Source organism: Rhodococcus sp. SBT000017 (assembly GCF_003688915.1).
GTDB lineage: Bacteria > Actinomycetota > Actinomycetes > Mycobacteriales > Mycobacteriaceae > Rhodococcoides.
On the sequence record NZ_REFU01000001.1, the window covers coordinates 1,730,683 to 1,756,490 of the forward strand.

At 66.6% G+C, this 25,808-nt stretch carries 23 protein-coding genes and 1 pseudogene; 5 read left to right on the forward strand and 19 right to left on the reverse strand.

Annotated elements, in window-relative coordinates; all coding sequences use genetic code 11:
* Positions 1 to 92 precede the first annotated feature (92 nt).
* Together AYK61_RS07865 and guaB are read right to left on the reverse strand one after the other, a co-directional pair.
* The gene (locus AYK61_RS07865) at positions 93 to 1,232 is read right to left on the reverse strand and encodes a GuaB3 family IMP dehydrogenase-related protein (RefSeq protein WP_121870406.1); all 1,140 of its coding nucleotides are present in this window, start codon (positions 1,230 to 1,232) and stop codon (positions 93 to 95) included.
* A gap of 57 nt (positions 1,233 to 1,289) precedes the next feature.
* Positions 1,290 to 2,813: an IMP dehydrogenase gene (gene guaB, locus AYK61_RS07870; protein WP_183130205.1), complete on the reverse strand. Its 1,524-nt coding sequence runs from the start codon at positions 2,811 to 2,813 to the stop codon at positions 1,290 to 1,292.
* A 299-nt stretch (positions 2,814 to 3,112) separates the two neighbouring features.
* On the opposite strand from guaB, the gene AYK61_RS07875 reads away from it, so the two are divergent.
* Positions 3,113 to 3,517: a DUF5319 domain-containing protein gene (locus AYK61_RS07875; protein WP_032378069.1), complete on the forward strand. Its 405-nt coding sequence runs from the start codon at positions 3,113 to 3,115 to the stop codon at positions 3,515 to 3,517.
* Between the two features lie 84 nt (positions 3,518 to 3,601).
* Here AYK61_RS07875 and AYK61_RS07880 read toward each other — a convergent pair whose 3' ends face one another.
* The 3 genes from AYK61_RS07880 to AYK61_RS07890 form a co-directional block, all read right to left on the reverse strand.
* Positions 3,602 to 4,624 carry an anti-sigma-D factor RsdA gene (locus AYK61_RS07880; RefSeq protein WP_121870407.1) on the reverse strand — a complete coding sequence of 341 codons (1,023 nt, stop codon included), beginning with the start codon at positions 4,622 to 4,624 and terminating at the stop codon, positions 3,602 to 3,604.
* Positions 4,617 to 5,195, reverse strand: coding sequence for a sigma-70 family RNA polymerase sigma factor (locus AYK61_RS07885; protein ID WP_121870408.1), 579 nt, complete (start codon positions 5,193 to 5,195; stop codon positions 4,617 to 4,619). Before AYK61_RS07885 ends, AYK61_RS07880 begins: the two co-directional genes overlap by 8 nt.
* Before the next feature lie 136 nt (positions 5,196 to 5,331).
* On the reverse strand, positions 5,332 to 6,159 hold the full coding sequence (locus tag AYK61_RS07890; protein WP_121870409.1) for a hypothetical protein: 828 nt from the start codon (positions 6,157 to 6,159) through the stop codon (positions 5,332 to 5,334).
* 718 nt (positions 6,160 to 6,877) lie between these two features.
* Here AYK61_RS07890 and AYK61_RS07900 point away from each other — a divergent pair.
* Positions 6,878 to 7,171 carry a WhiB family transcriptional regulator gene (locus AYK61_RS07900; protein WP_027496361.1) on the forward strand — a complete coding sequence of 98 codons (294 nt, stop codon included), beginning with the start codon at positions 6,878 to 6,880 and terminating at the stop codon, positions 7,169 to 7,171.
* Between the two features lie 65 nt (positions 7,172 to 7,236).
* Here AYK61_RS07900 and groL read toward each other — a convergent pair whose 3' ends face one another.
* Together groL and groES are read right to left on the reverse strand one after the other, a co-directional pair.
* Entirely contained in the window at positions 7,237 to 8,850 is a 1,614-nt protein-coding gene (gene groL / locus AYK61_RS07905; protein ID WP_121870411.1) for a chaperonin GroEL, read from the reverse strand.
* 98 nt (positions 8,851 to 8,948) lie between these two features.
* A complete protein-coding gene (gene groES, locus AYK61_RS07910; protein WP_008718149.1) occupies positions 8,949 to 9,248 on the reverse strand; it encodes a co-chaperone GroES in 300 nt (99 codons plus the stop codon).
* Positions 9,249 to 9,781: 533 nt separating this feature from the next.
* Between groES and AYK61_RS07915 the strand changes: the two genes are divergently transcribed.
* Positions 9,782 to 11,434: an Hsp70 family protein gene (locus AYK61_RS07915; RefSeq protein ID WP_183130206.1), complete on the forward strand. Its 1,653-nt coding sequence runs from the start codon at positions 9,782 to 9,784 to the stop codon at positions 11,432 to 11,434.
* Here the strand turns inward: AYK61_RS07915 and tsaD are convergent.
* From tsaD to glmS, 8 genes are all read right to left on the reverse strand, one after another.
* Positions 11,419 to 12,456 (reverse strand): tRNA (adenosine(37)-N6)-threonylcarbamoyltransferase complex transferase subunit TsaD, encoded by a 1,038-nt coding sequence (tsaD, locus tag AYK61_RS07920; RefSeq protein WP_121870413.1) that lies wholly within the window; start codon positions 12,454 to 12,456, stop codon positions 11,419 to 11,421. The genes AYK61_RS07915 and tsaD overlap by 16 nt on opposite strands.
* The gene (gene rimI, locus AYK61_RS07925) at positions 12,453 to 12,944 is read right to left on the reverse strand and encodes a ribosomal protein S18-alanine N-acetyltransferase (RefSeq protein ID WP_121870414.1); all 492 of its coding nucleotides are present in this window, start codon (positions 12,942 to 12,944) and stop codon (positions 12,453 to 12,455) included. The genes tsaD and rimI overlap by 4 nt, the downstream gene beginning before the upstream one ends.
* Entirely contained in the window at positions 12,941 to 13,612 is a 672-nt protein-coding gene (gene tsaB / locus AYK61_RS07930) for a tRNA (adenosine(37)-N6)-threonylcarbamoyltransferase complex dimerization subunit type 1 TsaB (protein WP_121870415.1), read from the reverse strand. Before tsaB ends, rimI begins: the two co-directional genes overlap by 4 nt.
* A 52-nt stretch (positions 13,613 to 13,664) precedes the next feature.
* Positions 13,665 to 14,174 carry a tRNA (adenosine(37)-N6)-threonylcarbamoyltransferase complex ATPase subunit type 1 TsaE gene (gene tsaE, locus AYK61_RS07935; RefSeq protein ID WP_121870416.1) on the reverse strand — a complete coding sequence of 170 codons (510 nt, stop codon included), beginning with the start codon at positions 14,172 to 14,174 and terminating at the stop codon, positions 13,665 to 13,667.
* Positions 14,167 to 15,186, reverse strand: coding sequence for an alpha/beta fold hydrolase (locus AYK61_RS07940; RefSeq protein WP_121870417.1), 1,020 nt, complete (start codon positions 15,184 to 15,186; stop codon positions 14,167 to 14,169). Before AYK61_RS07940 ends, tsaE begins: the two co-directional genes overlap by 8 nt.
* A 3-nt stretch (positions 15,187 to 15,189) precedes the next feature.
* Positions 15,190 to 16,392, reverse strand: coding sequence for an alanine racemase (alr, locus tag AYK61_RS07945; protein ID WP_183130207.1), 1,203 nt, complete (start codon positions 16,390 to 16,392; stop codon positions 15,190 to 15,192).
* A gap of 80 nt (positions 16,393 to 16,472) precedes the next feature.
* Positions 16,473 to 17,906 carry an NAD(P)H-hydrate dehydratase gene (locus AYK61_RS07950; RefSeq protein ID WP_121870419.1) on the reverse strand — a complete coding sequence of 478 codons (1,434 nt, stop codon included), beginning with the start codon at positions 17,904 to 17,906 and terminating at the stop codon, positions 16,473 to 16,475.
* A gap of 8 nt (positions 17,907 to 17,914) precedes the next feature.
* Entirely contained in the window at positions 17,915 to 19,777 is a 1,863-nt protein-coding gene (gene glmS / locus AYK61_RS07955; RefSeq protein WP_121870420.1) for a glutamine--fructose-6-phosphate transaminase (isomerizing), read from the reverse strand.
* 70 nt (positions 19,778 to 19,847) lie between these two features.
* Here glmS and AYK61_RS07960 point away from each other — a divergent pair, with 70 nt between their 5' ends.
* The gene (locus AYK61_RS07960; RefSeq protein WP_237669595.1) at positions 19,848 to 20,738 is read left to right on the forward strand and encodes a dienelactone hydrolase family protein; all 891 of its coding nucleotides are present in this window, start codon (positions 19,848 to 19,850) and stop codon (positions 20,736 to 20,738) included.
* 22 nt (positions 20,739 to 20,760) lie between these two features.
* Here the strand turns inward: AYK61_RS07960 and AYK61_RS07965 are convergent, their stop codons facing one another.
* Genes AYK61_RS07965 through AYK61_RS07975 form a run of 3 tightly spaced genes read right to left on the reverse strand, consistent with a single transcriptional unit; the run spans position 20,761 to position 23,155 of the window.
* Positions 20,761 to 21,030: a hypothetical protein gene (locus AYK61_RS07965; RefSeq protein WP_121870421.1), complete on the reverse strand. Its 270-nt coding sequence runs from the start codon at positions 21,028 to 21,030 to the stop codon at positions 20,761 to 20,763.
* The gene (locus AYK61_RS07970; protein ID WP_121870422.1) at positions 21,027 to 22,853 is read right to left on the reverse strand and encodes a hypothetical protein; all 1,827 of its coding nucleotides are present in this window, start codon (positions 22,851 to 22,853) and stop codon (positions 21,027 to 21,029) included. The genes AYK61_RS07965 and AYK61_RS07970 overlap by 4 nt, the downstream gene beginning before the upstream one ends.
* Positions 22,850 to 23,155 (reverse strand): type VII secretion target, encoded by a 306-nt coding sequence (locus AYK61_RS07975; RefSeq protein WP_121870423.1) that lies wholly within the window; start codon positions 23,153 to 23,155, stop codon positions 22,850 to 22,852. The genes AYK61_RS07970 and AYK61_RS07975 overlap by 4 nt, the downstream gene beginning before the upstream one ends.
* Positions 23,156 to 23,307: 152 nt before the next feature.
* Here AYK61_RS07975 and AYK61_RS07980 point away from each other — a divergent pair, with 152 nt between their 5' ends.
* Positions 23,308 to 24,348 carry an LLM class F420-dependent oxidoreductase gene (locus tag AYK61_RS07980; protein WP_094611794.1) on the forward strand — a complete coding sequence of 347 codons (1,041 nt, stop codon included), beginning with the start codon at positions 23,308 to 23,310 and terminating at the stop codon, positions 24,346 to 24,348.
* Between the two features lie 4 nt (positions 24,349 to 24,352).
* On the opposite strand, the pseudogene glmM reads toward AYK61_RS07980, so the two are convergent.
* Positions 24,353 to 25,707 (reverse strand): annotated as a pseudogene (gene glmM / locus AYK61_RS07985) (phosphoglucosamine mutase).
* Between the last annotated feature and the right edge of the window lie 101 nt (positions 25,708 to 25,808).

Genomic DNA, 25,808 nt, shown 5'->3' on the forward strand with positions numbered 1-25,808 from the left:
CAACACAGGGTCGACTTACGTGGACGACATGCAGCAGAAAGGGCGCGCACCCCTGTGTGAAAGGAGTGCGCGCCCTGCTGGAGCAGTCTCGATCAAGCCCTGACGTTCAGGCCCACCTTCTGGAATTCCTTGAGATCGGAGTACCCGGACTTCGCCATCGACCGACGCAGTCCGCCGACGAGGTTGATCGAGCCGTACGACTCACGCGACGGTCCGTTGAGCACCTGGTCCAGGCTCGGACGCTCCCCCGCCGACATCGGCAGCAGCGCGCCGCGAGGCATGGACGGGTGCGCCGCGGCGGACGGCCAGTACCAACCTCCACCGGGAGCCTCCGCGGCGACGGCGAGCGGCGCACCGAGAACCGCAGCATCGGCCCCGCAGGCGATGGCCTTGGCGAGGGCACCGGAGGTGGTGATGTCGCCGTCGGCGATGACGTGCACGTAGCGCCCGCCGGTTTCGTCCAGGTAGTCCCGACGTGCTGCGGCCGCATCGGCGATGGCGGTGGCCATCGGAACGCCGATACCGAGCACCTCACCGGTGGTCGTGCCACCTTCGACCGAGCCGTACCCGACGATGACGCCTGCCGCGCCGGTGCGCATCAGGTGCAGTGCGGTGCGGTGATCGCTCACGCCGCCGGCGATGACGGGAACATCGAGCTCCGCGATGAAGGTCTTGAGGTTCAGCGGCTCGTCCTCACCGTGAGCAACGTGCTCGGCGGAGATGATCGTGCCCTGGATGACCAGCAGATCCAGGCCCGATGCCACGAGGGCAGGCGTGAGCGAGCGAGCGTTCTGCGGGCTCACCCGAACGGCGACGGTCACCCCGGAGTCACGGACCTGACCGACCGCTGCTGCCAGCAGATCCGGCCGAATCGGCGCGGAGTGCAGTTCCTGCAGAAAGGCGATCGGGGCGTCGGGATCGAGATCGGTCTCGGCGATGTGGATCAGCTGATCGAGCTTGGCCTGCACGTCCGAGTGGCGCGCCCACAGTCCCTCACCGTTGATGACCCCCAGCCCACCCTGGCGACCCAGCTCGATGGCGAACTCGGGCGAGACCAGAGCATCGGTCGGATGCGCCAGAACGGGAATGTCGAAGCGGTACGCGTCGAGCTGCCATGCCGTCGACACCTCCTTCGACGACCGGGTACGACGGGACGGCACGATGTCGATGTCGTCCAACTGGTAGGTGCGGCGGGCTTCTCTGCCCATGCCGATTTCAACGAGGTCGCGCACGCGCGCACCTTTCTACTTCGAGAGCGAATCGAGTCGGCCGAGGATAGGCCGAAGCGACTATCGGGTGGTGTAGTTCGGGGCCTCTGCGGTCATCGTGATGTCGTGCGGGTGGCTCTCCTTGAGCCCGGCCGCAGTGATCTGCACGAACTGGGCGTTCTGCAGGTCCTCGATCGAGGTGGACCCGGTGTACCCCATCGCAGCGCGCAGACCACCGGTGAGCTGGTGGATGACCTGGTTCAACGGTCCGCGGTACGGGACGCGACCTTCGATGCCCTCGGGCACCAACTTGTCCTCGGCCAGCACATCGTCCTGGAAGTAGCGGTCCTTGGAGAACGACTTCGCTCCCCCTCGTCCCTGCATCGCGCCGAGCGAACCCATGCCGCGGTAGCTCTTGAACTGCTTGCCGCCCACCAGAATCAGCTCACCCGGGGACTCCGCGGTGCCGGCCAGCAACGATCCGAGCATGGCGGTCGACGCCCCGGCAGCGAGTGCCTTGGCGATGTCACCGGAGAACTGCAGACCGCCGTCGGCGATGACCGGCACACCGTGCGGCTTGCACGCGGCGACGGCTTCGAGGATTGCGGTGATCTGCGGAGCGCCGACGCCTGCGACCACACGGGTGGTGCAGATCGATCCCGGTCCGACGCCCACCTTGACCGCGTCCGCACCTGCCTCGACGAGGGCGAGTGCGCCCGCGCGGGTGGCCACGTTGCCGCCGACGACCTGTACGCGGTCGCCCACCTCGGCTTTGAGCTTGCTGACCATCTCGAGTACCTGCGAATTGTGGCCGTGCGCGGTGTCGACGATGATGACGTCCACCCCGGCGTCGGTCAGTGCCATCGACCGAGCCCAGGCATCCTGCCCGACGCCCACAGCGGCACCGACCAGCAGGCGACCGTCACGGTCCTTGGTGGCATCGGGGTGCTGCTCGGTCTTGACGAAGTCCTTCACGGTGATCAGGCCGGTGAGTGCGCCCTTGCCATCCACGATCGGCAACTTCTCGATCTTGTGGCGACGCAGCAGGCCGAGCGCCGCTTCCGCGGTGACGCCCTCCTGCGCGGTGATCAACGGTGCCTTGGTCATCACGTCGGCGACGCGCCGGTTCTGATCGACCTCGAACCGCATGTCGCGGTTGGTGATGATGCCGACCAACGCGCCGGTCTCGTCGGTGACGGGAAGTCCGGAGATACGGAAGCGCGCACACATGGCGTCGACCTCGGCCAACGAGTCGGTGGGCTTGCACGTGACGGGGTCGGTGACCATCCCGGCCTCCGAGCGCTTGACCGTCTCGACCTGGGACGCCTGATCCTGCAGCGACAGGTTGCGGTGCAGCACGCCCATACCGCCCGCGCGGGCCATGGCGATGGCCATCCGGGCCTCGGTGACGGTATCCATGGCGGAGCTGACCAGCGGCACCCGCAGGCGAATCTCGCGGGTGATCTGGCTGGAGGTGTCGACCGAGCTGGGAATCAGATCCGAAGCGGCCGGCAGCAGCAGGACGTCGTCGAACGTGAGGCCGAGCATCGCGACCTTGTTGGGATCGTCGCCGCCTGTGCGGACGTGGGCTCCGGGACTACTCATGCGAATCTGGCCCTCCCTAGAGCCTGGTTGCACTTCGGCGCGGCGTGCGGCCGGTGAGAGCTCGCAGGCGCACCGCAGTGCGGGATTGGAGAACGGATGGAGTTTCGGCACTTGCACTCATCTGTTCAGCGCCGTGAACCATGGTATCGGCTAGGGCACAACCAGTGCGAATGCCTCCCGCTGTGAGTGGCCTTCGAGCACCGAAATCGCGGTCCGCAGCATTGTCGGCGGCGGACGCGTCCGGCATGTCGCATTCGAACGGCTGGCGCAGACCCACCAGTCCTGCGTACCGTGGAGGCGTGCGCGATCAACTGCCTCCCGGTCTACCCCCGGATCCCTTCGCCGGAGACCCAGCCGACCCGTCGGCCGCCCTCGACGCTATCGAGCCCGGCCAACCCCTAGATCCTCAGGAGCGCCTGGCCGTCGAAGAGGACCTGGCGGACCTGGCCGTCTACGAGGCACTGCTCGGCCACCGCGGCATTCGCGGACTGGTCGTGTGCTGCGAGGATTGCCAGCAGGACCACTACCACGACTGGGACATGTTGCGGGCCAACCTTCTGCAGCTCCTGGTCGACGGCACCGTCCGGCCTCACGAGCCTGCCTACGACCCCGTGCCCGACGCCTACGTGACCTGGGATTACTGCCGCGGTTTCGCGGACGCCTCGATGAACGACGCCTTGCACGGCGACGGATTCGACAGCTGACTTTTTCGACACCTCCGCACGAAGAAGCCCGACACGATCATCGTGTCGGGCTTCTTCGTTGTTCGGGAGGGACGCGAAAACCGGTCAGCTGCCGCCGGAGGGAACCGACATGCGGTCGCGGTTCTCCGACGAGCTACTACCACCGGCAGTCGCCGTCGGCTGATCGGGCGCGTCGAGCACCGTCGGTGTGACGTTCGTGGTCGTTGTCGGACTCGGAGTCGTCGTCGTGGGTGGAGCCACGGGCGTCGTCGTTGTCGGAGCCGGAGTGGTCGGCACACCCGTGGTGTCGGGCGTGACCTGCTCCACCGGTGCCGGTGGCACGAAGACCTCGGGACTGGGGACCGGAGCCGGCGGAACCGGAGCCGGAGCCTGGGGCGGCACAGGCGCGGGCAGCGTGAGTGCCTGCAGTTCCTGCAGCAGACGCGCCAGCCACTGATCGAGCTCGGCGCGCTGACCGTCGTCGAGCACAGCGGAACTGCTGTTCGACGCGCCGTCGAGCAGTGCGCGAGCGGCAGTGGTGTCCCCGGAGGACAGGAGAGTCTCCGCCTCTTGCAGCTTGGACGTCGTATCGATCTGCGCCACAGTCGAATCGGCCTGCTCGGAGAAGACGACCGACTTGACGCTCCACAGCGGATCGTCCGGTGTCGAGTTGTACGAGATGACCACCAGGCCACCCATCACGACGGCGATCGCGGCTGCGGCACCGGCGATGGGACGCAGCAAACGCATCCGTCCACCGCGGTTGGCCGAGCTCGAGCGCGCCATGTCGGCGGCGAGCTTCTCGCGTTCGACCGAGGCGACGACCACATCGAGGGAGGGTCCGGCCGGCATCGCCGGCGTGACCACGTCTGCTCGCCAATTGGCCAACAGAAGGGCGAGTTGGTACTCGTCTGCGTCATCGGTGGCAATCGGTCCGTCACCACTGATCGCGTCGATGAACGCATCGTCACGACGTACGGCGACGAGGTCCACAGGACCACCGTCTGCGCCGATGTCGGCATAGGGATCGTTCTGCTTCGGTCCAGTGGAGCTCACGTGCTCACCGATACGCGAGATTCCGCGACGCGGCGTCTCACCGGGGCCACCGTGACCATTGTCCCTAGCCATACATTTCACCTGCTCTCACAACTTCGTTCTTCAGTTTTGCGATAGCTCGGTGCTGAGCCACGCGGATAGCGCCTGCAGTGCTGCCGACGGCGGCTGCTGTTTCCTCGGCCGACAATCCGACTACGAGTCGGAGCACCAGAATCTCGCGGTGCTTGGCGGGCAAGGTGTCCAGCAGTGCAGTCATCTGTCGACTCGACTCGGATTCGAGAGCGCGTTGCTCCGGTCCGTGCTCCATCGACACGACATCTGGTACTTCGGCGGCCGGGTCCGATTTGTTACGCGAGGCGCTGCGATGGGCGTCGGCGACCTTGTGAGCCGCGATGCCGTACACGAATGCCATGAACGGACGACCTTGGTCCTGGTATCGCGGCAAGGCGGTCATGACTGCCAAAAGGACCTCCTGCGCCACGTCGTCGGCCGAAAGCTGACCGCGCTCAGCCGAACCGACCCGTGCCCGGCAGTACCGAACGACGAGTGGTCGGATGAATTCCAAGACCCGGGACAGAGCCAGTCGATCGCCTTGCGCTGCGGCAACGACGAAAGAGTCCAACTCCTCACCCGCACTGTTCATCGTCGACAAATTTCCCCGCGTTACAGGTACGCACCCGCCTGGGAGCGCTTCCACGTGGTGGTGGAACGAGACCAAGGATAGCGACACCACCCGGTCACAACCGAACCACTCGGTCCGCCTCCGACCCAGGTCCTGGTCAACCGACCGTCGAACCACCCGGACGATCGATGGCGGCGGCCAGGTCGACGGACGAGGTCATCCCCGCGTCGAGCCCGCCCGTTCCCTCGCACAACATCGTGGCGGCCCAGCGCAGGGGCAGCAGACCGGCCATCTCCGCAGCGCAGGCCACCTGGACGGCCGACTCACGGGCCCGGGAGGTCTCACCGACACAGCTCAGTGCCGCCGCAGCCACCAGGTCGGTCTTGACGACGTGGCGTAACGAATCGGCATCGTTGGCGAGAGCGCGAGCGGCCTCGGCGTGTCGGACCGCCTCGGGTCCGTCGCCGCGCATCATCGCCAGCTCGGCCGCCACCCACGCCGCTCGCAGTGCGGGACGCCACAGCCCCCGACCGACGCGGCCCTGCCATTGCTCCGTACTGCGGGCCAGCAGGGCGTCCGCGAGATGAAAACGTCCGCTTCCCAATGCATCTGCGGCCAGGCCGGTCAGCGCATCGCTACGGGCCTCTGTCGCGTCCGTCGATGTCGGCGGTCCCACGAGTCCGACGAGAAAGACCGCGATGCCGTCGAAGCGGCGGGCTCGCTCGTGTTCGCCCACCTGACGCAACCACGATGCTCTGGTCGAGGCGTGCAGCGACCGAAGTTCCTGGCTGTGGGGTCGATGCCGCCGAAGCTCGACTTCGGCGGCGCTGTACCGCCCCTGGCCTGCCAACGCGACACTGCGAAACCAGCTCTCTCGCGAATCGGTGGCGGCGGGGAGAGGGAATCGGCCGGGGTTGCTGCCGAAGGCAGCGTCGAAGAGTTCGGACTGCGTCGCGGTGAACAGCGAGCTCTGCTCTGTTGGCACGCAATCGAGGGTAGGGCCTTCGCGCGCGGCGAACTACGCCCGAGTCCCACCGATTCGACGCGACGCAAATTGCACGGGCGAATTCGGCAACGGTCCGAAAGAAGTATCACTGCATCGTTTCGCGCACACGGAATGCAGTTTTCAAGGAATTAACAATGTGAACACGGGCCGACTCGAAGACGAGAATCTGAACGCTGTGTGGCGAATAGGTTAATCGGCGCACTCGGTCACACAATCGACCCCCGACGAGTCGCCTGCCGAATGCTCGCCCACTCCGCCTTTACCCAGCGATCCGCGCGATCGTGCCGGACACCTCGCGTGGGCTAGAGCGAGCGAACCGACGTCGAACCCGACGCATGGAGCCGAAGCGCCCTCGATGCTATCGGCAAGGCTGTGATCAGCGGAAACATCGACAACGACGGACTGCTGGATCCAGCCTCGGCCCTGTCGCCCGACTCGGGCCGCCTGCGTTCCGCAGCACCGCACCAGCAGCCGGAAAGCCGGTGCGCTTCCCATCGTCTCGCGTGGCGGCGGATTCTTCAACAGGAAGGACACGCACGCAGGTGAGTCGAAGTAAATATCGCCCGTGTTAATTCTTTGCCCCATAACTATGCATTTGCCCACGACAGAGAACTATTGACTCGATTTCGTCGACCCACATAACGTTGTCGGCATTCGGATCACGAATCCGAGAAGCCACACCACCCTAGGAGTTTCCATGCCGCAGCCGAATCACCTCCCTGGGCCGAACGCCGACATTTGGGATTGGCAGATGCACGGCCTGTGCCGTGGCGTCGATTCGTCCATGTTCTTCCACCCGGACGGCGAGCGGGGCCGGGCACGAGCACAGCGCGAGATGCGGGCCAAGGAAATGTGCCGCAGCTGCCCCGTACTCGCCCAATGCCGTACACACGCTCTCAACGTCAGCGAGCCATACGGGATCTGGGGAGGGATGTCGGAGACCGAGCGGGAACTGCACGCTCGTCACAACCGCCGCCGCATCGCGGTGTAAGCACTCGAACACGCAAGAAAGCCCCCAACCCGTTCGGGTCGGGGGCTTTCTCGTGTCACCGAACGTCAGTGAGCGTGTCCGTGCCCGGAAGCAGGCTCGGAGGCCTCTTCCGGCTTCTCCACGATCGCGCTCTCGGTCGTCAGGATCATGCGAGCAACCGACGCGGCGTTGACCACAGCGGAGCGAGTCACCTTGACCGGATCGACGACGCCGTCGGCCAGCAGGTCGCCGTACGTCAGGGTCGCGGCGTTGAATCCGTGACCCTTCGGCAGTTCTGCCACCTTGCTGACGACGACGGAACCGTCGATGCCCGCGTTGGAGGCGATCCAGAACAGCGGTGCGTTGAGCGCGGTGCGCACCACGGCCACACCGGTGGCTTCGTCGCCGGTCAGGCCCAGGTCGTCGGCCAGAGCCAACGCTGCCTGAGTCAGAGCCGAGCCGCCGCCGGGGACGATTCCCTCTTCGACGGCAGCCTTGGCCGCAGCCACAGCGTCGTCGACGCGGAACTTGCGTTCCTTGAGCTCGGTCTCGGTGGCAGCGCCGACCTTGATGACCGCAATGCCGCCCGAGAGCTTCGCCAGACGCTCTTCGAGCTTCTCGCGATCCCACTCGGAGTCGGTGTTCTCTATCTCGCGGCGGAGCTGACCGACGCGCGCATCGATGTCGTCCTGCGTGCCCGCACCGTCGACGATGGTCGTGTCGTCCTTGCTGACGACGACGCGACGAGCGCGACCGAGCAGCTCGAGGCCGGCTTCCTTCAGACTCAGACCCACATCGGCGGTGATGACCTGCCCGGCCGTCACGACGGCGAGATCGTCGAGGAATGCCTTGCGGCGATCACCGAAGAACGGTGCCTTGACTGCCACGGCCTTGATCGTCTTGCGGATGGAGTTGACGACCAGCGTCGAGAGAACTTCACCTTCGGTGTCCTCGGCGATGATGAGCAACGGCTTGCCGCTCTCGGCAACCTTCTCCAGCAGGGGCAGAAAGTCCGGAAGCGAGGTGATCTTCTCGCGGTACAGCAGGACGTAGGCGTCCTCGAGAACTGCTTCCTGCGCGTCGACGTCGGTGACGAAGTACGGCGAGAGGTAGCCCTTGTCGAACTGCACGCCTTCGGTGACCGAGAGCTCGGTGAGCAGCGTCGAGGACTCCTCGACGGTGACGACGCCGTCTGCGCCGACGCGGGTGAGCGCCTCGCCGACGAGTTCGCCGATCTCGGGGTCACGCGAGGACACGGTGGCGACCTGAGCGATCGCCTGCTTGCCCTCGACCGGGGTTGCGGCGGCGAGCAGAGCCTCGGCGACCTTGTCGGCCGCCTTGGAGATGCCGGTGCCGAGCGCGATCGGGTTGGCACCCGCGGCGATGTTCTTCAGACCGCCGCGTACCAGCGCCTGCGCGAGGACCGTCGCGGTGGTGGTTCCGTCGCCTGCAACGTCGTTAGTCTTGGTGGCGACGCTCTTGACCAGCTGCGCGCCGAGGTTCTCGAACGGATCTTCCAGGTCGATCTCACGAGCGATCGAGACGCCGTCGTTCGTGACGGTCGGACCGCCGAATGCCTTGGACAGGACGACGTGGCGTCCCCGCGGTCCGAGCGTCACCTTGACTGCGTCGGCCAGCTTGTCGACGCCGCGTTCGAGTGCGCGGCGCGCTTCCTCGTTGAATTGGATTTGCTTTGCCATGTTTCGGTGTTACTCCTTCGAGTAAAGAAACTCGATCGAACGCACACCGCCCCGGGACCGACACGAAAATCGGATACCGGGGCGGGATGCGTTGTGGCCTACTTGGCGATGACAGCCAGCACGTCGCGTGCCGACAGAATCAGGTACTCCTCGCCGGCGTACTTGATCTCGGTGCCGCCGTACTTGCTGTAGATGACGGTGTCACCTTCTTTGACGTCGACCGGGATGCGGTTGCCCTTCTCGGTGACACGGCCTTCGCCCACGGCGACGACGGTGCCCTCCTGGGGCTTCTCCTTGGCTGTGTCGGGGATGACCAGACCGGAGGCGGTCGTCGTCTCGGCCTCGTTGGCCTGGACGAGGATCTTGTCCTCGAGCGGCTTGATTTTCACGCTCGCCACGTTGAGCCCTCCAAAGTTATGGGGTACGCGTCCGGGGTCGGATCCCCGGACAGCTGTGTGTAAGTACTTCTCGTGCGGTTCTGACAATCACGGCCTGAGCTCGTTCCCGTCGTCGCGGGTGCCGGGACTTCGCTCGGTGCCAACTAGCACTCTATACACGAGAGTGCCAGCACTCAAGGGCTGGGTTCGCCAGGTTCGCGACGCCGTGGTCGCACGCGTGCGCACGAGAGTGGTCACGCACCGTTCCGCACGACCGCGGAGATTCGAAAGCGGCCGAATTCGGGTCCGAAACGCCGAGCATCGCAGTCGTTTCTCGCCTTTTTCCCAGCCTTCGTCGAGCCATCGAAAGGCCAGGTAGGAGGCGATCGACACGCACCGAGCAACCGGCCGAGCCGTATATCACGCTCGCGCCGGAGCGCGAAGTAACGTTACGATAACGGAGCTGTCCGAACGATAACGATCGACAGCTGTGCCGCGACATGGCACAAAGAGCAGTCGATTCCGGACAGGTACACAGGGGTGGGAGGTGCAGCATGCGGGTAGGAGTGGGCATATCCACCGGATCCGAGGTCGTGTGCGCAGCCCTCGTCACCGTCGACACCGACGGTAGTCGCACGGTCGAGTACCGCACCGTCTCCACCGATCGCCAAGCCAACACCGACATCGGTGATCTGGTCACCTCGGCCATCGAACTCATGGCCTCTCTGATCCCCGGCCACCGCTGCCCCGACGCGATCGCCGTCACCTATCGCACGGAGGAGCACGCTGCGGGCATTCGCGCGGCGCTCGCCCACACCACGCGCGATGTTCGACTGGTGCCGGAATCGGCGGCCGCGTCCGCGTACCTGGCACCCACCGGCCTCATCGATCGGTACGACACGATCGCGCTGGTCGATCTCGGAGCCTCGGGGATGTCGGTCACCGTCACCGATCGGACCGCCGAAACGGTGCTGGCGCACGGCCGGTCGGACGCCGTCGGCGGCGACGCGCTCGACGTGCTCGTCAAGAACCTCGTGCAGGACATGACCCGTGACAACCTTCGGGACGACATCCGCGACGACCGCGGAATCGGGTCTGCGCGGTACCGATCGATCAAGGAACAGCTCTCCCACGAGGACGAAGTTCGCATCGAGCGGTACAGCGGAATCCCTCTGACGGTCACCCGTGACGCGTTCGACACCGCCGTGACCCCGATCTTCTACACCGCCGCTCAGTTCGTCCGCGGGGTGTTCGCCGAGAGCACTCACGAACCCGAGGCCATCGTGCTGATCGGCGGAGGAGCGCACATTCCCCGGTTCGCCGCCACGCTCACCGATCAGTTCCACGCCCCGGTCGTTCGACTGCCGGAACCCGACGCCGTTCTGGCCGTCGGCGCTGCTGCCGTCGCCGCGTCGACCGTCGGCGGCGGCTACCAACTCGTCTCGGCCACGCGCAACAGCGCAGGCCGGATGAGCCGATACTCCGGTGCGATCGCGGCCGCGGTCGTCGCCGGTGGACTGGTGCTCGCCTACGGTGTGCAGACGATGACGCCGGCCGACGATCCCAACGTCTCACCGGCCGGAAGTGCCGCCCGATCCGCGACCGAATCGAACGACGCCGGTATGCCGGTCACCGAGGGCTGGTCCCCCGACGAGAACCCGCCGACGACGGGAAGCACCCCCGGGGATCGATCCGACCCGACGGCAACCTCGGTCGACGCCACCGGATCGTCGTCGCGGTCGACCACGACCGCTCCGCCGACCAGTACCCCGACGCTGCGTCCGGCACCCGACCTCCCACCGATCGAGTGGCCGATCGACCCCACGTCGAATCCTTCGTCCCCCGATGTCACCACCGCAATCCCGATCGAACCGCCGACGTCGGTGACCACGATTCCGGTTCGGCCCTCCGAACCGATCGAGCCTTCGGACCCCAGCGATACGACCGAGATCGTTCCGAGTCCGACGCCTGAGCCCACGGCCGAGGTCACTCCCGAGTTCACTCCGGTGCCGACCGAGTCGATCAGTGTGCCGACCACCGATGTCAGCGGTTCGGAGCCCACGCCGGAACTGACGGCACCGCCGACGGTATGGTCGCCGCCTGCACCGGCCCCCTCGAGTGAGCCTCTGTCCGCGGCCGTGCCGTCGACAACCCGTTCGTCCGAGACCACCGCCGCGTCCACACAGGACGCTCAGCCGGGCACCTGACTGGTCGCCACCGACAGGCCGGGATCGGTCACTGCGGTCAATGCCGAAGGCTCGGCTCCGCCTGCGACGAGGTGGGCACCCAGGGCGGCGATCATCACGCCGTTGTCGGTGCACAGTCGCGGTTTCGGAATTCTCAGCGTCAAACCCTGCTCGGCACAACGACTTTCGATCAGCGAACGAATGCGAGAGTTGGCGGTGGCACCCCCACCCAGCACGATCGTGTCGACGTCGACGTCGGTTGCCGCGCGAACGGCCTTCATCGTCAGGACATCGGCGACGGATTCCTGGAAGGACGCGGCGATGTCCGCGACCGGAATCGGATCTCCTGCACGGTGCCTGGCCTCGACGAACCGAGCAACAGCCGTCTTGACCCCGGAAAACGAGAAATCGTAGCGGGCGTCGCGTGGGCCGGTCATTCCTCGGGGAAACGCGATCGCGGTCGGATCACCCTCGCGCGCAGCATCATCGAGGGCCGGACCACCCGGGTAGCCCAATCCCAACAGCCGCGCAACCTTGTCGAAGGCCTCCCCGGCTGCATCGTCGACCGTAGTCCCGAGCTCGGCGATCGGCCGGGACAGATCGTCGACGTGCAGCAGATGAGTATGCCCACCGGATACCAACAGTGCCACGCACGACGGCATCGGCCCGTGCTCGAGTGTGTCGACCGCGACATGTCCGCCGAGATGGTTGACCGCGTAGAAGGGCACACCCCAGGCCGCGGCGTACGCCTTGGCAGCGGCAACCCCGACCAGCAACGCCCCGGCCAGCCCCGGCCCGATCGTCACCGCGACGGCGTCGGGACGCTCGATGTCTGCGGCCTCCAGAGCCCGCCGCATGGTCGGCACGATGGCCTCGAGATGCGCGCGCGACGCCACCTCGGGCACCACTCCGCCGTACCGCGCATGTTCGTCGACACTGGAGGCCACCTCATCGGCCATCAGCTCGCAGGTCCCCGCTCCGCCCCAGCGGACGATCCCGACTCCTGTTTCGTCGCAGGAACTTTCGATACCCATAACGATCATCGAGTTGATCCTTCTGTCTTCTCGGACCGACGCATGGTGAAGGCATCCGCCCCGCTCGGTTGGTAGTACTTCGCCCTGGTGCCCACGATCTCGAACCCTTCGCGTCGGTACAACTCGATGGCGGGCTCGTTGTCGGTGCGGACCTCCAGAAAGACCGGCCCACCGTGCTCGTCGGCCACGCGCAGCAATTCGCCCAGCAGTTTCCCGCCGATACCTCTGCGGTGATGCGACGGGTCGACACCGATGGTGTGCACCTCGGACTCTCCGACGACGAATGCTCCGCGGCTCGGCTGCCCCAACAGCGAGATGCCTGCGTAGCCGACGACCTCACCGTCTTCCCGCGCGGTGACGTAGTGATTGTGTGGCGCCGCCAGTTCCGCGATGAATGCATCCTCGGCCCACGGGTCGTCACCCGGGAACAGCACGGTCTCGAGATACGCGCACCGAGCAGCGTCCGCCGCCGTCATCGACTCGATCGACACCGTCACTTCGAAGCCTTCGCTGCGGCGCGCTCGTCGAGCGTCTTGGCGTCGGGGCGGCGCAGGTACAACGGGACGAGAGGGCCCGGGACGATACCGCTGCCGATATCGGCGGCAGCAGCCGCGACCAACCCGGCCGGAGACGGTGCCTGCACATCACGGATCGGAAGCTCGAAAGCCGCAGCATGCGGTGCCGATCCGGCCACCGCGTCGACGCCGAAGGGATCCAGTTCGGCCGGGGCGAGAACGTCGGGCCCAGCCACCCGCACTCCGGCTTCGTAACGCGCCCAATAGATTTCGCGTCGGCGCGCATCGGTCACCACCAACAGCGATCCGGGCTCGGAGACATCTGCGGCGATGGCGTCGAGACTGCAGACGCCGTACACCGCAAGACCGAGTGCGTCACCGAACGCCGCGGCCGTCGCCATTCCCACCCGTAGGCCGGTGTAGGGCCCGGGGCCGACGCCGACGACGACGGCCTCCAACTCGGCCGCGGTGATGCCGGCCTCTGCCAAGCACTCGAGAATGTTGGGCGTCAGAATTTCTGCATGCGATCGAGCGTCCACCCGAACCCGGGTGGCGAGCGTGGTGGTCACTGCACCGTCGGCGGGCTCTGTCAGGCTCACCACACCTGCGGTGACGGCGGGGGTCGAGGTGTCGACGGCAAGTACAAGCACGATATTTCAGATTACCCGTCACCGGGGATACGGCCGCGCACCCGGTACCCGGTCAGGGCCGCTCGCGCGGATCCACCCCGCTGTGCACCCGACTCACCGTCACGCGCCGAACGTCGGAGTCCGGATCACGAGTCAGACGAACCGACACATGGCCGTCCGTCAGCTTCTCGACCAATCCCTCGCCCCACTCGACCACGACGACGGCATCGGTGAGGTCGGTATCGAGGTCGAGGGCATCGAGTTCGTCGACCGCCGACTGCCCCGTCATCCCGAGCCGATATGCATCGACGTGGACCAGCGCAACCGGCGGCAATCCATGGGGCCGTGAGCCGGGCCGATGCTCGCGGGCGATGACGAACGTCGGCGAGGTGACGCGGCCCTGCACACCGAGTCCGGCCGCAATCCCCTTGGTCATGGCGGTCTTTCCGGCCCCGAGCGGGCCGTCGAGAATCACCAGATCACCGGCGACCAGCACGTCCGCAAGCCGGGTACCGAACTCGGCAGTGTCTGCGGCAGTGACCAATTCGACGTCCACCGGTAGAGTCAGCGGATCGTCAGACAACGCCCCACCGTCGCTTCTTGCCCGCGGCCTCCGTTGCCCGTGCCACGAGACGCTGTATCGCGCCGTTGACCTGTTCGGGGAATTCGAGCTGGACCAGATGCCCACCCTGGCGCACACGCACCATCTCCGAACGCGGCAGAGCCTGAGCCAGAGCCTCCGAGCTGGCGAACGGAATGATCCAATCCTCGTCGCCACACACCACCGACACCGGAATGTTCTCGAATTCCAGCAGGGCCTCGGACTCGTCGTGCAACTCGAGCGTCTCGAGGAAATTGACGATCGTGACGACGGAGGTGTCGTCGATCATCGACTGCGAGAACGCCACCAGGCGCGGAGACACCCTGGTCCCGTAGGACGCCGCGCGCAGTACCGGTGAGATGAGCGCACGCACAGCACCGCGACCGAACTGCACGAAGCCGGGCGACGTCCGCACCGCGAGCCGGAACGCGTCGACCGCCGGATTCTGCAGACTACGACCCACCCCGGACTGCGCGAGACCGGCAGCTGTCGTCGAGATCAGGACTGCGCCGATGACTCGCTGACGGAGCACGTCCGATCGTTGCCGCGCCATGGACAGGATCGACATTCCGCCCATCGAGTGCCCGACCAGAACGATGCGCCCCTTGGGTACCACCGAGCGAATCACCGCATCGAGATCGAGGCCGAGCTGGCCGATGGTGCAACTCTCCGGGCTCGGGACTCCCGAACGTCCATGACCGCGCTGGTCGTAGAAGACCATGCGAACCGCAGAGCCCCACTGCTGTTCGAGGGCGCGGCGCTGAAAATGCCACGACGACGTGCGCAGGCAGTAGCCGTGGACGAAGATCACGGTGGTCTCGGCGTCCGACGGACCCACTTCGCGTACCGCGAGCGGCACACCGTCGTCCGCGGTCACGATACTGCCGCGATCGGCGTCCATCAGGTCGAGGTTCTCGGTGGCCAGCGGGTCCTTGTTGGACCGGAACGCCGTCTCGCGCACCACAATCGCAATACTCTCCAGCAATCCGAGCATGATCTAGATCGTCGCCTCCCCTGCGCGAGCGCCGACGAACCGTCGTCGGACGCGTCCACGAACGCCGGTGACGACTTCGTAGCTGATTGTCTCGAGCGCATCCGCCCAATCCTGAGCGTGCGCCTCTCCCCTGTCCCCTGATCCGAACAGTAGCGCCTCGTCGCCGACCGCGACACCCGAGCGGTCACCACCGAGGTCGACAACGAATTGATCCATGCACACTCGTCCCACCGAGGGATAGCGACGACCTGCGATGGTCACCTCGAACCGCCCGCTGAGGCGGCGAACGACCCCGTCGGCGTATCCGAGTGCGACGAGTGCAACCACGGTGTCGGCGGAAGCGGTCCAGGTGTAGCCGTAGGACACAGACTCACCCTCGCTCACCTTCTTGATGTTCGCAACCTGCGCCGATAGCGTCATGACCGGGCGCAACCCGAACGTTCCCAGCTCGGGGACCGGCGACAAGCCGTACAGGGCAATACCCGGGCGGACCAGGTCGAAACCGAGATCGGGTCTGGTCAGCGTGGCTGCCGAGTTGGACAGGTGCACGACGGCGGGAGGCGTTCCGCGTCGGGTGGCGCGCCGCACCGCGTCGCGAAGCCGCTCGGCCTGGGCGTCATTGGCGGGGTGCGCCGGTTCGTCCGAGCAGGCCAAATGCGAGAACATTCCGGTCAATCTCACTGCGCCCTCCGCGACGGCGGCCGCAGTGGCGTCGAGTACGACGTCGAGATCCGATTCCGCGACCCCGTTGCGATTGAGCCCGGTATCGATCTTGAGCGAGAGATCAGCGGTGGAACCGACTCGGCGTGCTGCTTCGACCACGGCGTCCAGCTGGGCAGCCGTGGAGACCCCGATCCCCACCTGCTCGGCGATCGCCGCCGCGAAATCGGAGTCCGTTCGGTGCAACCACGCCAACACCGGGACCGTCACACCGGCAGCGCGGAGTTCGAGGGCCTCACCGATGGTGGTGACGCCGAGCTCGTGCGCCCCCGCTGCGACTGCGGCGTGTGCGACTTCGACGGCACCGTGGCTGTAGCCGTCGGCCTTGACCACCGCCATCACGGCGGCGTCCCCGGCGAACTGCTGCAGCACGCGAACGTTGTGGGCCACGGCGTCGAGGTCGACGGACGCCACCGCGCCCGAACCCGTCCGAGGATCGGTCCTCTCGTCGCCGCAGCCGATGGTCACAACATTCGATAGTGCCATCCGAGCCGCCGATACGACGGATCAGGGTGGCACATCTCGTGACACATCACGAACCGGAAGTGGGCCACGCACGACCACGGTCAGACTGTGAGAGAGCGCACGGTTCGGATGGCGTCGGGGATGGACTCGCACAGCGGACTCGCAGAAATGGGTGCCGCGAACTCTCCGTCCGACCCGTGAGCCGCACGGGCTGCGGCCAGTGCGTGGACCTTCGCTCCGCAGGCAGCCGCGGTGGACGGCGTCATTCCTGACGCGAGCAGGGCCCCGAGGATGCCGGAGAGTACGTCGCCCGAGCCTGCGGTCGATGCGGCCGATCCCCCGGCGTCGCTGACGTACGTGGTGCCGTCTGCGTCGGCGACGATCGTCGCTCGTCCCTTGAGGAGAACGGTGACGCCCCAGCGCGCAGCAAGATCTCGAACCGATCCCATCCGGTCGGGTGCAGGGTCGGCTCCCGTCAGGCGGGCGAATTCTCCGGCATGCGGGGTCAGCAGCGTATGTGCGGCGCGTCCGGCAACCCAGCGTTCGTTGTGCGCGAGAACCGTGAGCGCATCCGCGTCGACGACGACCGGCAGGTCCGTTTCGAGAACTCGGCGCACGATGTCCGCCGACTCCTCGTCGGTGCCGAAACCGGGACCGACCACCCACGCCTGCACCTGTCCCGCCGCGTCGAGGTCCGGGGCGGCCACGACCTCCGGATAGTGCGACACGACCTCTGCGCCTGCGCTTCCCACATAGCGGACCATTCCGGAGGTGGCCGCGACCGCTGCGCCCACACAGAGCAGTGCCGCACCGGGGAACGTGGAGCTGCCGGCCAGGACACCCACCACACCCTGCGAGTACTTGTCGGCCGCGGCTGTCGGGATCGGCCACACCCGTCCCACGTCGGCCGGCTCGAACGACGTCATCGCCGGAGCCGGCAGCTCCAGGCCGATGTCCACGAGTTCGATTCGGCCACAACGAGGTACGGCCAGCACGTGAACGGGCTTGCGGGCACCGAACGTCACCGTCACGTCGGCCGTCACGGCCGGCCCCGAGACGGCACCGGTCTCCACGTCGACTCCACTGGGCACGTCCACTGCCACGATCGGTGCGGTGATCTGCTCGACCACGGCAGCAGCATCGGGCCGCAGCGGACCCTTGCCGGAAATCCCCACGATGGCGTCGACCACGATGTCGGCAGGTCCGCACCGAGTCACCACGCGTCCGCCCGACGAGCGCAGGGCCTCGAGACCTTCGGCATGCACCCGCGTCGGGTCGAGCAGGAGAGCCGACACCGAGACGCCGCGTCGACGCAGATACGCCCCGGCCCACAGACCGTCACCGCCGTTGTCGCCCGTGCCCACCAGAATCGTCACGCGACGCCCCGCGACGCCTCCTGTACGCACGGCCAGCTCGCCCGCCACGACCGTGGCCAGTCCGTACGCGGCGCGGCGCATCAGAACGCCGTTCGGCAGGGAATTCAGCAGCGGCGCTTCCGCATTCCTAATCTGCTCGGGTGTGTAGTAGCCGCGCATGCCGAGCGCTATTCGACGGTGACGGACTTGGCCAGGTTGCGCGGCTTGTCCACGTCGTAGCCGCGCGCCTGGGCGACCTCGGCCGCGAACACCTGCAGAGGAATCGTCGACAGCAGCGGTTGCAACAGCGTCGAGGCCGCCGGGATCTCGATCAAGTTGTCCGCGAAGGGGCGCACTGCCTCGTCGCCCTCTTCGGCGATGACGACCGTTCGCGCACCGCGCGCCTGGATCTCGCGAATGTTGCTCAGCATCTTCGAGTGCAACACCGCCCGACCCTTCGGCGACGGCATCACGATGATCACCGGAACGCCGTCCTCGATCAGCGCGATCGGACCGTGCTTGAGCTCGCCGGCCGCGAAGCCCTCCGCGTGCATGTACGCCAGCTCCTTGAGCTTGAGCGCGCCTTCGAGAGCAACGGGGTATCCGACGTGTCGGCCGAGGAACAGAATGGTCGTGGCCGTCGAGAGCTCGCGCGCGAGCGCCCGAACCGGTTCGACCGTCTCGAGAACCCGCTGCACCAACTCGGGCATCGCTTCGAGTTCGGCGAATTCACGCGCAACCTCGTCGGGATACTTGGTGCCGCGAGCCTGCGCCAACGCCAGCCCGACCAGGTAGTTCGCGGTCACCTGGGCGAGAAAGGCCTTGGTCGACGCGACGCCGATCTCCGGACCGGCCCGCGTGTAGAGCACAGCGTCCGCCTCGCGCGGAATCTGCGAGCCGTTGGTGTTGCACACCGCGAGAACTCGCGCCTTCTGGTCCTTGGCGTGCCGAACGGCTTCGAGTGTGTCCGCAGTCTCGCCGGACTGCGAGATGGCCACGACGAGGGTCGAACGATCGAGAACCGGGTCGCGGTAGCGGAATTCGCTGGCCAATTCCACCTCGACCGGCAGCCGGGTCCAGTGCTCGATCGCGTACTTGGCGAGCAGGCCGGAGTGGTATGCGCTACCGCAGGCCACGACGAACACCTTGTCGACGTCGCGCAATTCCTGATCGGACAGTCGCTGCTCGTCGAGCACGATTCGACCGTTGTCGAAGTGACCGAGCAATGTGTCCGCCACCGCTGCGGGCTGCTCCTGGATCTCCTTGAGCATGAAGTAGTCGTGGCCGCCCTTCTCGGCGGCTGCCAGATCCCAGTCGATTCGGAACGGACGCCCCTGCGCCTCGTTGCCCTCGAAATCGCTGATGCCGTAGCCGTCGGCGGTGATCACGACGACCTGGTCCTGGCCGAGTTCCACGGCGTCGCGGGTGTGCTCGATGAACGCAGCGACGTCGGACCCGAGGAACATCTCGCCCTCGCCGACACCGAGTACCAGGGGCGTGGAGCGACGAGCCGCGACGATCGTGTCCGCGTGATCGGAATGGGTGAACACCAGGGTGAACGCACCCTCGAGACGACGCAGAACTGCTTTCGCGCTGGCCACGAAGTCGCCCGCAGTCGGGCCTTCGGCGTAGGCACGCGAGACGAGATGGACGGCCACCTCGGTATCGGTGTCGGACAGGAACTCGATGCCGACTGCTTCCAGTTCGGCACGCAGCGGACCGAAGTTCTCGATGATTCCGTTGTGCACCACCGCAACGGTTCCTGACGCGTCCCGATGCGGGTGAGCGTTGCGGTCGGTGGGACGGCCGTGCGTCGCCCACCGGGTGTGACCCATTCCGGTGGTGCCGACGAACGTGTCGGTGCCGATGTCGTCCAGTTCGGCCTCGAGATTCGCCAGGCGACCGGCCTTGCGCTCGACTGCCGTCGCTCCCGCGCCGTCCAGAATGGCGATGCCTGCCGAGTCGTAACCCCGATATTCCATACGCCGAAGCGCCTCGACCACCACACCCAGAGCTGGGCGGTGGCCGACGTAACCCACGATTCCGCACATGGACAACCAGGGTACTCGGCAGGGCGCGCACGACCCATTCGCTCGGGTCGACGTGTCCGGTGTCCCCCTGATGCGCATCGATTCGGTAGCGTCATCTCTCGTGGCGAAACCGAAGAAGCTGGCATCTGCTCTCTCCAAGCGCGGCCCGCACAAGGTGCTCCGAGGCGACCTGGCCCTCGCCGGGCAACCCGGTGTCGTCTACACCCCCGCCGAGGGCTTCGGACTGCCCGGCGTGGCCTTCGCACACGGCTGGATGCTGCGTCCCAGCCATTACACCGACACCCTGAAGCATCTTGCGTCCTGGGGCATCGTGGTTGCGGCACCGGACACCGAGCGCGGTCTCGTACCGTCCCATCGCGGCCTCGCCACCGATCTGGGCACTGTGCTCGACATCATGACCGGCGTGCGTCTCGGCCCCGGCAACATCAGCGTGCATCCGGACAAACTCGCCACAGCAGGCCACGCGATGGGTGCAGGCACCGCAGTTCTCGCCGCGTCCCGGCGATCCGACATCAAGGCCGTCGCCGCGCTGTTCCCCGCACCGACGGCACCCTCGTCCGAGGACGCCGCCGCGGGCCTCACCGTGCCGGGACTCGTCGTCGGAGACAACTCGAACGCGGATTCGCTCACCGATAACTCACTCGCGCTCGCCCAGGCCTGGAACGGACCGTCCATCCTGCGACGAATCGACGGCTCGACGGCGGACGGATTCGTCGAGGGCCGCCGGATCCTCGGCGCACTCGGTATCAACAAGCCCGACCGCAAGACTCAGCAACGCACCCGCGCGGTCCTGACCGCCTTCCTGCTGTTCCACCTGACCGGTGACTCCGACTACGAGGAGCTGGCCGGAACAGCAGGAGAGATCGACGGCACCAGGGCGGTCGATCCGCACGCTCCGCTCGGGGAGCAGCCCAAGCCCAAAGCCACAGCGTCGATCAAGGCGCTGCTCGGACGGGGCTAGTCCCGATCGTCACCGAACGGTGTCACACCAGCCAGGTCCTCGGCCGTTCGTCGGGATCGGTCTCGACATGCGGAGTGGGTTCTCGCCGGTCCAGGTGAGCCGGCTGCAGCACCGATCCCGACACCGGCTCGACGTCGGAGTCCGCTCTGCTCACATCGAGTGAATTCCGTCCGGCTCGGTCGACTGCAGGAGCCTGGGCCCGACTCAACGCCTCGGCCGCCCGCGACATCGCGATTCGATGCTCGTCGCGTATTCGATGCAGATCCCGACGCCACCCGCTGTCGGTGCTCACAGCTCCCCCGCTTCACTCAGGCCGGCACCGCTACCCGTGTCGGCGGGTTGCGCATCGGTGACCGGTCGATCCGCAACTACCGGATGCTGCACCGCTGGCGGCTCGATGTCGGGTGACTCGGGCGGGCAGTGCTCCTGTGCATTCGAATCGGCTTCGGACGGCGGCGCAGGTTCCGCCCCAGGCACAGGCTCGGTCGCAGGCACCGGCTCGGTCGCAGGAACCGGTTCGGCAGGCGGCACGGGTTCCTCCGCCGCGACGGATTCGGCCGCAGGCAACGATTCGGACGGCACCGATTCGGACGGCAACGCTGCAGCAGAAGCCGGTGCGTCCACCTCGTCGGTGCCACCGGGAACCTCGACGATCTCGGGTAGGCCGAACGGTCCGATTCCGAGCTCGAACGAGCGTGTTTCGAGTCCAGGAGTCTCGAGTTCGAGGGTCACCGCACCGTCGTGCGTCAGCGCGATGCGGGCACGATGCCCATCGAGCTCGGCCTCGAGATGACCACGCTCGTCGGTGGCCGCAGGCCACGGCTGCCCGGGCTGCGGCAGCGGTGCCGACTCGGGTCTCTGGTCGCCGCTCCCGTCCGGAGCAGCCTCCTTCGTGTTGTCGTCACCGGCCCGGTTGTCGTCTGCGGTGTCGCCGGAGCTTTCGAGATCTCGACCGTCGATCGTCTCGGTCAGCGCATCGTCGACGCGGTCGATGATGCCGGCGACCACTCGATCCACGAGCCCGTCCAGAGAATCCTCCAGCTCGTCACCGACGGGACCGTCTTCGCTGACAGATTCGGCCGGATCCACGCCGTCTGCTCCGACGGGTGCGGGGCTGCCGGGGAGTGACGCCGCCGGTCCGACCGCTGCGTTTCCGACCGCTGCAGGTCCGACCGCTGCCGAACCGAGAGCGGCCGGTGCGGCTCCGGAACCGGTGGGTGCCGAACCGATCTCGGCGGGAGCCGGGTTTGCGGACGAGCCGTCCGGCCCCGGCCACGGCACTGATACTCCGGGTTTTATCGTCCAACCGCCGTCGTCGAGTTCGTCGAACGATGGCTCGTGGACACTGCCCAGAACGTCCACCACCAATGCCAGACAGCTTCGGACAGCGGTGTCCGTGGCTCCACATGCTCCGAGGACCGCCTCGCACGTACCTTGCACCCGCGGAACGAACTCGGTGTCGATCCAGCGCCTGCAGCGTTCGGCCACCTCGGCAGCGAACTCGTCGGAGACATCGCCGCCGCGCGCCCTGTCCTTCAGGTCCTCGAAGGCAGACGCCAATCGTGGGAACACCGATTCTCGATCGACCGGGAGGCACTCGACCCCCGACGCAACCAGAATCGCATCGATCTGGTCGACATCCTTGCCGTCCACCAGGTCGATGTCGATGCCGCCGACGAGCTCGGCCTTGTCGGTCACCGCGTCACGGAGCACGTCGACGGCCGCACACATCGTCTGATGAGAATCTTCGATCGACGCGAGGAACTGCGAAGCCTTTTCCTGTTCGGCCGACAGATAGGTCTGCACCGCCTCCCCCGCATCACCGTGCCAGCGCAACTGCAGGACCCGGCGAAGTTGAATCTGCTCCTCGAGCTGATCGGCGAGTACTGCGGACACCGCCCCGACGGCGTCGGCGTCGTCTCCGAGCGCACCCAGGTTGAGTCCGCGCTGCTCGTCGTACCTGGCGCACACGTCCTGATACTGCGGGACGTCGACGCCTGGAACACGGCCGGCCAGCGGCAGGAAGCGCTCGAAGTACAGCAGTCCTTCTGCATTCGCATCGAGAATCTCGTCGATCGACGCCCCGTCGCCGGACGAGGCCGGAGGGGGTGTCACCGGTGTGACTCGATCGCGTACGAGGTGGCGTCGTCCTGTTGCTCGTACTCGTTCATCGCGGTGGTGAGGGCATCGGAAATGTCGTCGACCGAGGACCTCCATGCCCGGACGGCACGCCCGAGCCCGAGGTGCGCCTGCGAATAGGCAGCGCCGAGGTCACCGTAGTTCCGTCCGGCCCCGGCTGTACCGAAGCCTGCGTCGGCAACGAAATCGGCGGCGTCGCCGAGCGCCTCCGCAGACACCGCCAATGCATCTGCCACGCCGCGAACTCGGTCCGCGTCCACCCGAACTCCGTCGCTCATACGTTCCCGTTCCCCCCTCGAAGTGCCCCTATCTCACTATGACGTGCGCCGACTCACATCGGTTCCCCAGGGAGCGGTAACGTCCCGATGTGAAATGTCCGTAACAGGTACCTGAAGTGGCTGCACCAGCTGCTCACCGAACTAGGAGTCCCATGCACATCGGAACGATGCTGAACTACAGCGGTGGTTTCAACGAGACCGTTGCCGAGGTCGCCGAGCTCGAGAAGGCAGGTCTCGACATCATTTTCGTGCCCGAGGCCTACTCGTTCGACGCCGTCAGCCAACTCGGATTCCTCGCGGCCAAGACGAGCACGATCAAGATCGCGTCCGGCATCTTCCAGATCTACACCAGGACACCGTCATTGACCGCCATGACCGCCGCCGGTCTCGACTACGTCTCCGATGGCCGGTTCGTACTCGGACTGGGTGCATCGGGACCTCAGGTCGTCGAGGGCTTCCACGGCGTCAAGTACGACGCACCGATCGCCAGGACCCGCGAGGTCATCGAGATCTGCCGCCAGGTCTGGCGCCGCGAGAAGGTGCAGCACCAGGGCAAGTACTACCAGATCCCGCTGCCCGCCGACAAGGGAACCGGCCTGGGCAAGCCACTGAAGCTGATCAATCATCCTGTGCGCGATCGCATTCCGGTCGTCATTGCCGCACTCGGACCCAAGAACGTCGAACTCACCGCCGAGATCGCCGAAGGCTGGCAGCCCATCTTCTACTTCCCGGAGAAGGCCGCCGATGTGTGGGGCGATTCGCTCGCCGCAGGCAAGGCCAAGCGTGACCCGTCACTCGGCGATCTCCAGGTCTTCGCCAGTCCCACCCTCGCCATCGGCGAGGATGCGGAGAAGTACCTCCCCTGGGTCAAGCCACACCTGGCGCTGTACATCGGCGGCATGGGAGCCAAGGGCAAGAACTTCTACAACTCCCTGGCTCAGCGATACGGGTACGAGGCCGAGGCCGAAAAGATCCAGGACCTGTACCTGGCCGGCAAGAAGGAGGAGGCCGCTGCGGCAGTTCCCGACGAGCTCGCTCGCGCGGTCAACCTCATCGGACCGGAAAGCTTCGTCAAGGAGCGAGTGGCAGCCTTCGCCGAAGCAGGTGTCACCACCCTCAATGTCGCGCCGCTCGCCGAGAACACCGCAGGACGCGTCGCGCAGCTGACCGCACTACGCGAACTGACCGCCTGAGACGTCAGACCGACGCGACCCGGCCCGCCAACTCTTCGGCGAGCCGGGTCGCGACGTCGAGTTCGGACGCTTCGACCATCACCCGCACCAACTGTTCGGTACCACTGGGGCGCAACAGAACTCGACCCGATTCCCCGAGTTCGCGCTCGGCCGACGCCACGGCGTCCGATACCGACGGTGCAGACGCCACCGCTGCTTTGTCGGACACGCGCACGTTGATCAGCACCTGCGGCAGCGTCCGCATGGCCGACGCCAGATCCGCGAGCGAACGCCCGGTCTGAGCCATCCGCTCCATCAGTCGCAGGGCAGTGGCGATCCCGTCTCCGGTCGTTCCGACCGCGGGCAGCACGACGTGTCCACTCTGCTCGCCGCCGAGCGCGAAGCCGCCGCGGCGCAGCTCCTCGAGCACGTACCGATCTCCGACTGCTGTGGTACGCAACGTGATTCCGGCCTCGCGCATCGCAATGTGCAGACCGAGGTTGCTCATCACCGTCGCGACCAACGTGTCGTCGGTCAAGTGCCCCGCGTCGTGCATCGCGATGGCCAGTACCGTCATGATCGCGTCGCCGTCCACCACGGAACCCGACGCATCGACGGCAAGGCATCGGTCCGCGTCTCCGTCGTGCGCGATACCGAGGTCGGCACCATGCTCCACGACGGCCTTCTGCAAGCCCTCGAGGTGCGTCGATCCGCACCCGTCGTTGATGTTGAGACCGTCGGGTTCTGCGTTGATCGCCACGACCGTCGCACCGGCCCGCCGGTAGATCTCGGGCCCGACGACCGAGGCGGCACCGTGCGAGCAATCCACCACGACGGTCACGCCGTCGAGTCGATGCGACACCGATCCGGCGAGATGCTCTGTGTAGCGCGCCGCGGCGTCGTGCGCGAGCTCGATACGGCCGATCGCGGCACCGGTGGCGTCGAAGGGCTGTGCGTCGTTCCGGGAGCGCCCCTCGGGATCGAGGGCAGCTTCTATCCGGTCTTCGACGTCGTCGTCCAGCTTGTGCCCGCCCGCGGCGAAGATCTTGATTCCATTGTCGGGCATCGCATTGTGGGATGCAGAGATCATCACACCGAGCGCCGCGTCATATTCGGCGGTGAGGTAGGCGACTGCGGGTGTGGGCAGTACTCCGACGTCGATCACGTCGACCCCCGATGCGGTGAGTCCGGCGGAAACGGCTGCGCTCAGCATCGCCCCGCTCACTCGCGGATCACGACCGACCACTGCCACAGCCCTGACGCCGTCGACGTTCGGTGCCAACACGGCGGCTGCGGCGCGCGCGATCCTCAACGCCAGCTCAGCGGTCAGAACCCGCCCGCCAGTCCCCGAACTCCGTCGGTGCCGAACAATCGCGCCATGAACCAAGAACCCCTTCGAGGGAGAGAATGTGGTGGGGGGAAATGCCTCGAGGGCAGGCGTCCGATACTGCTGGATGCCTGCCCTCGAGGATGAAACGGGT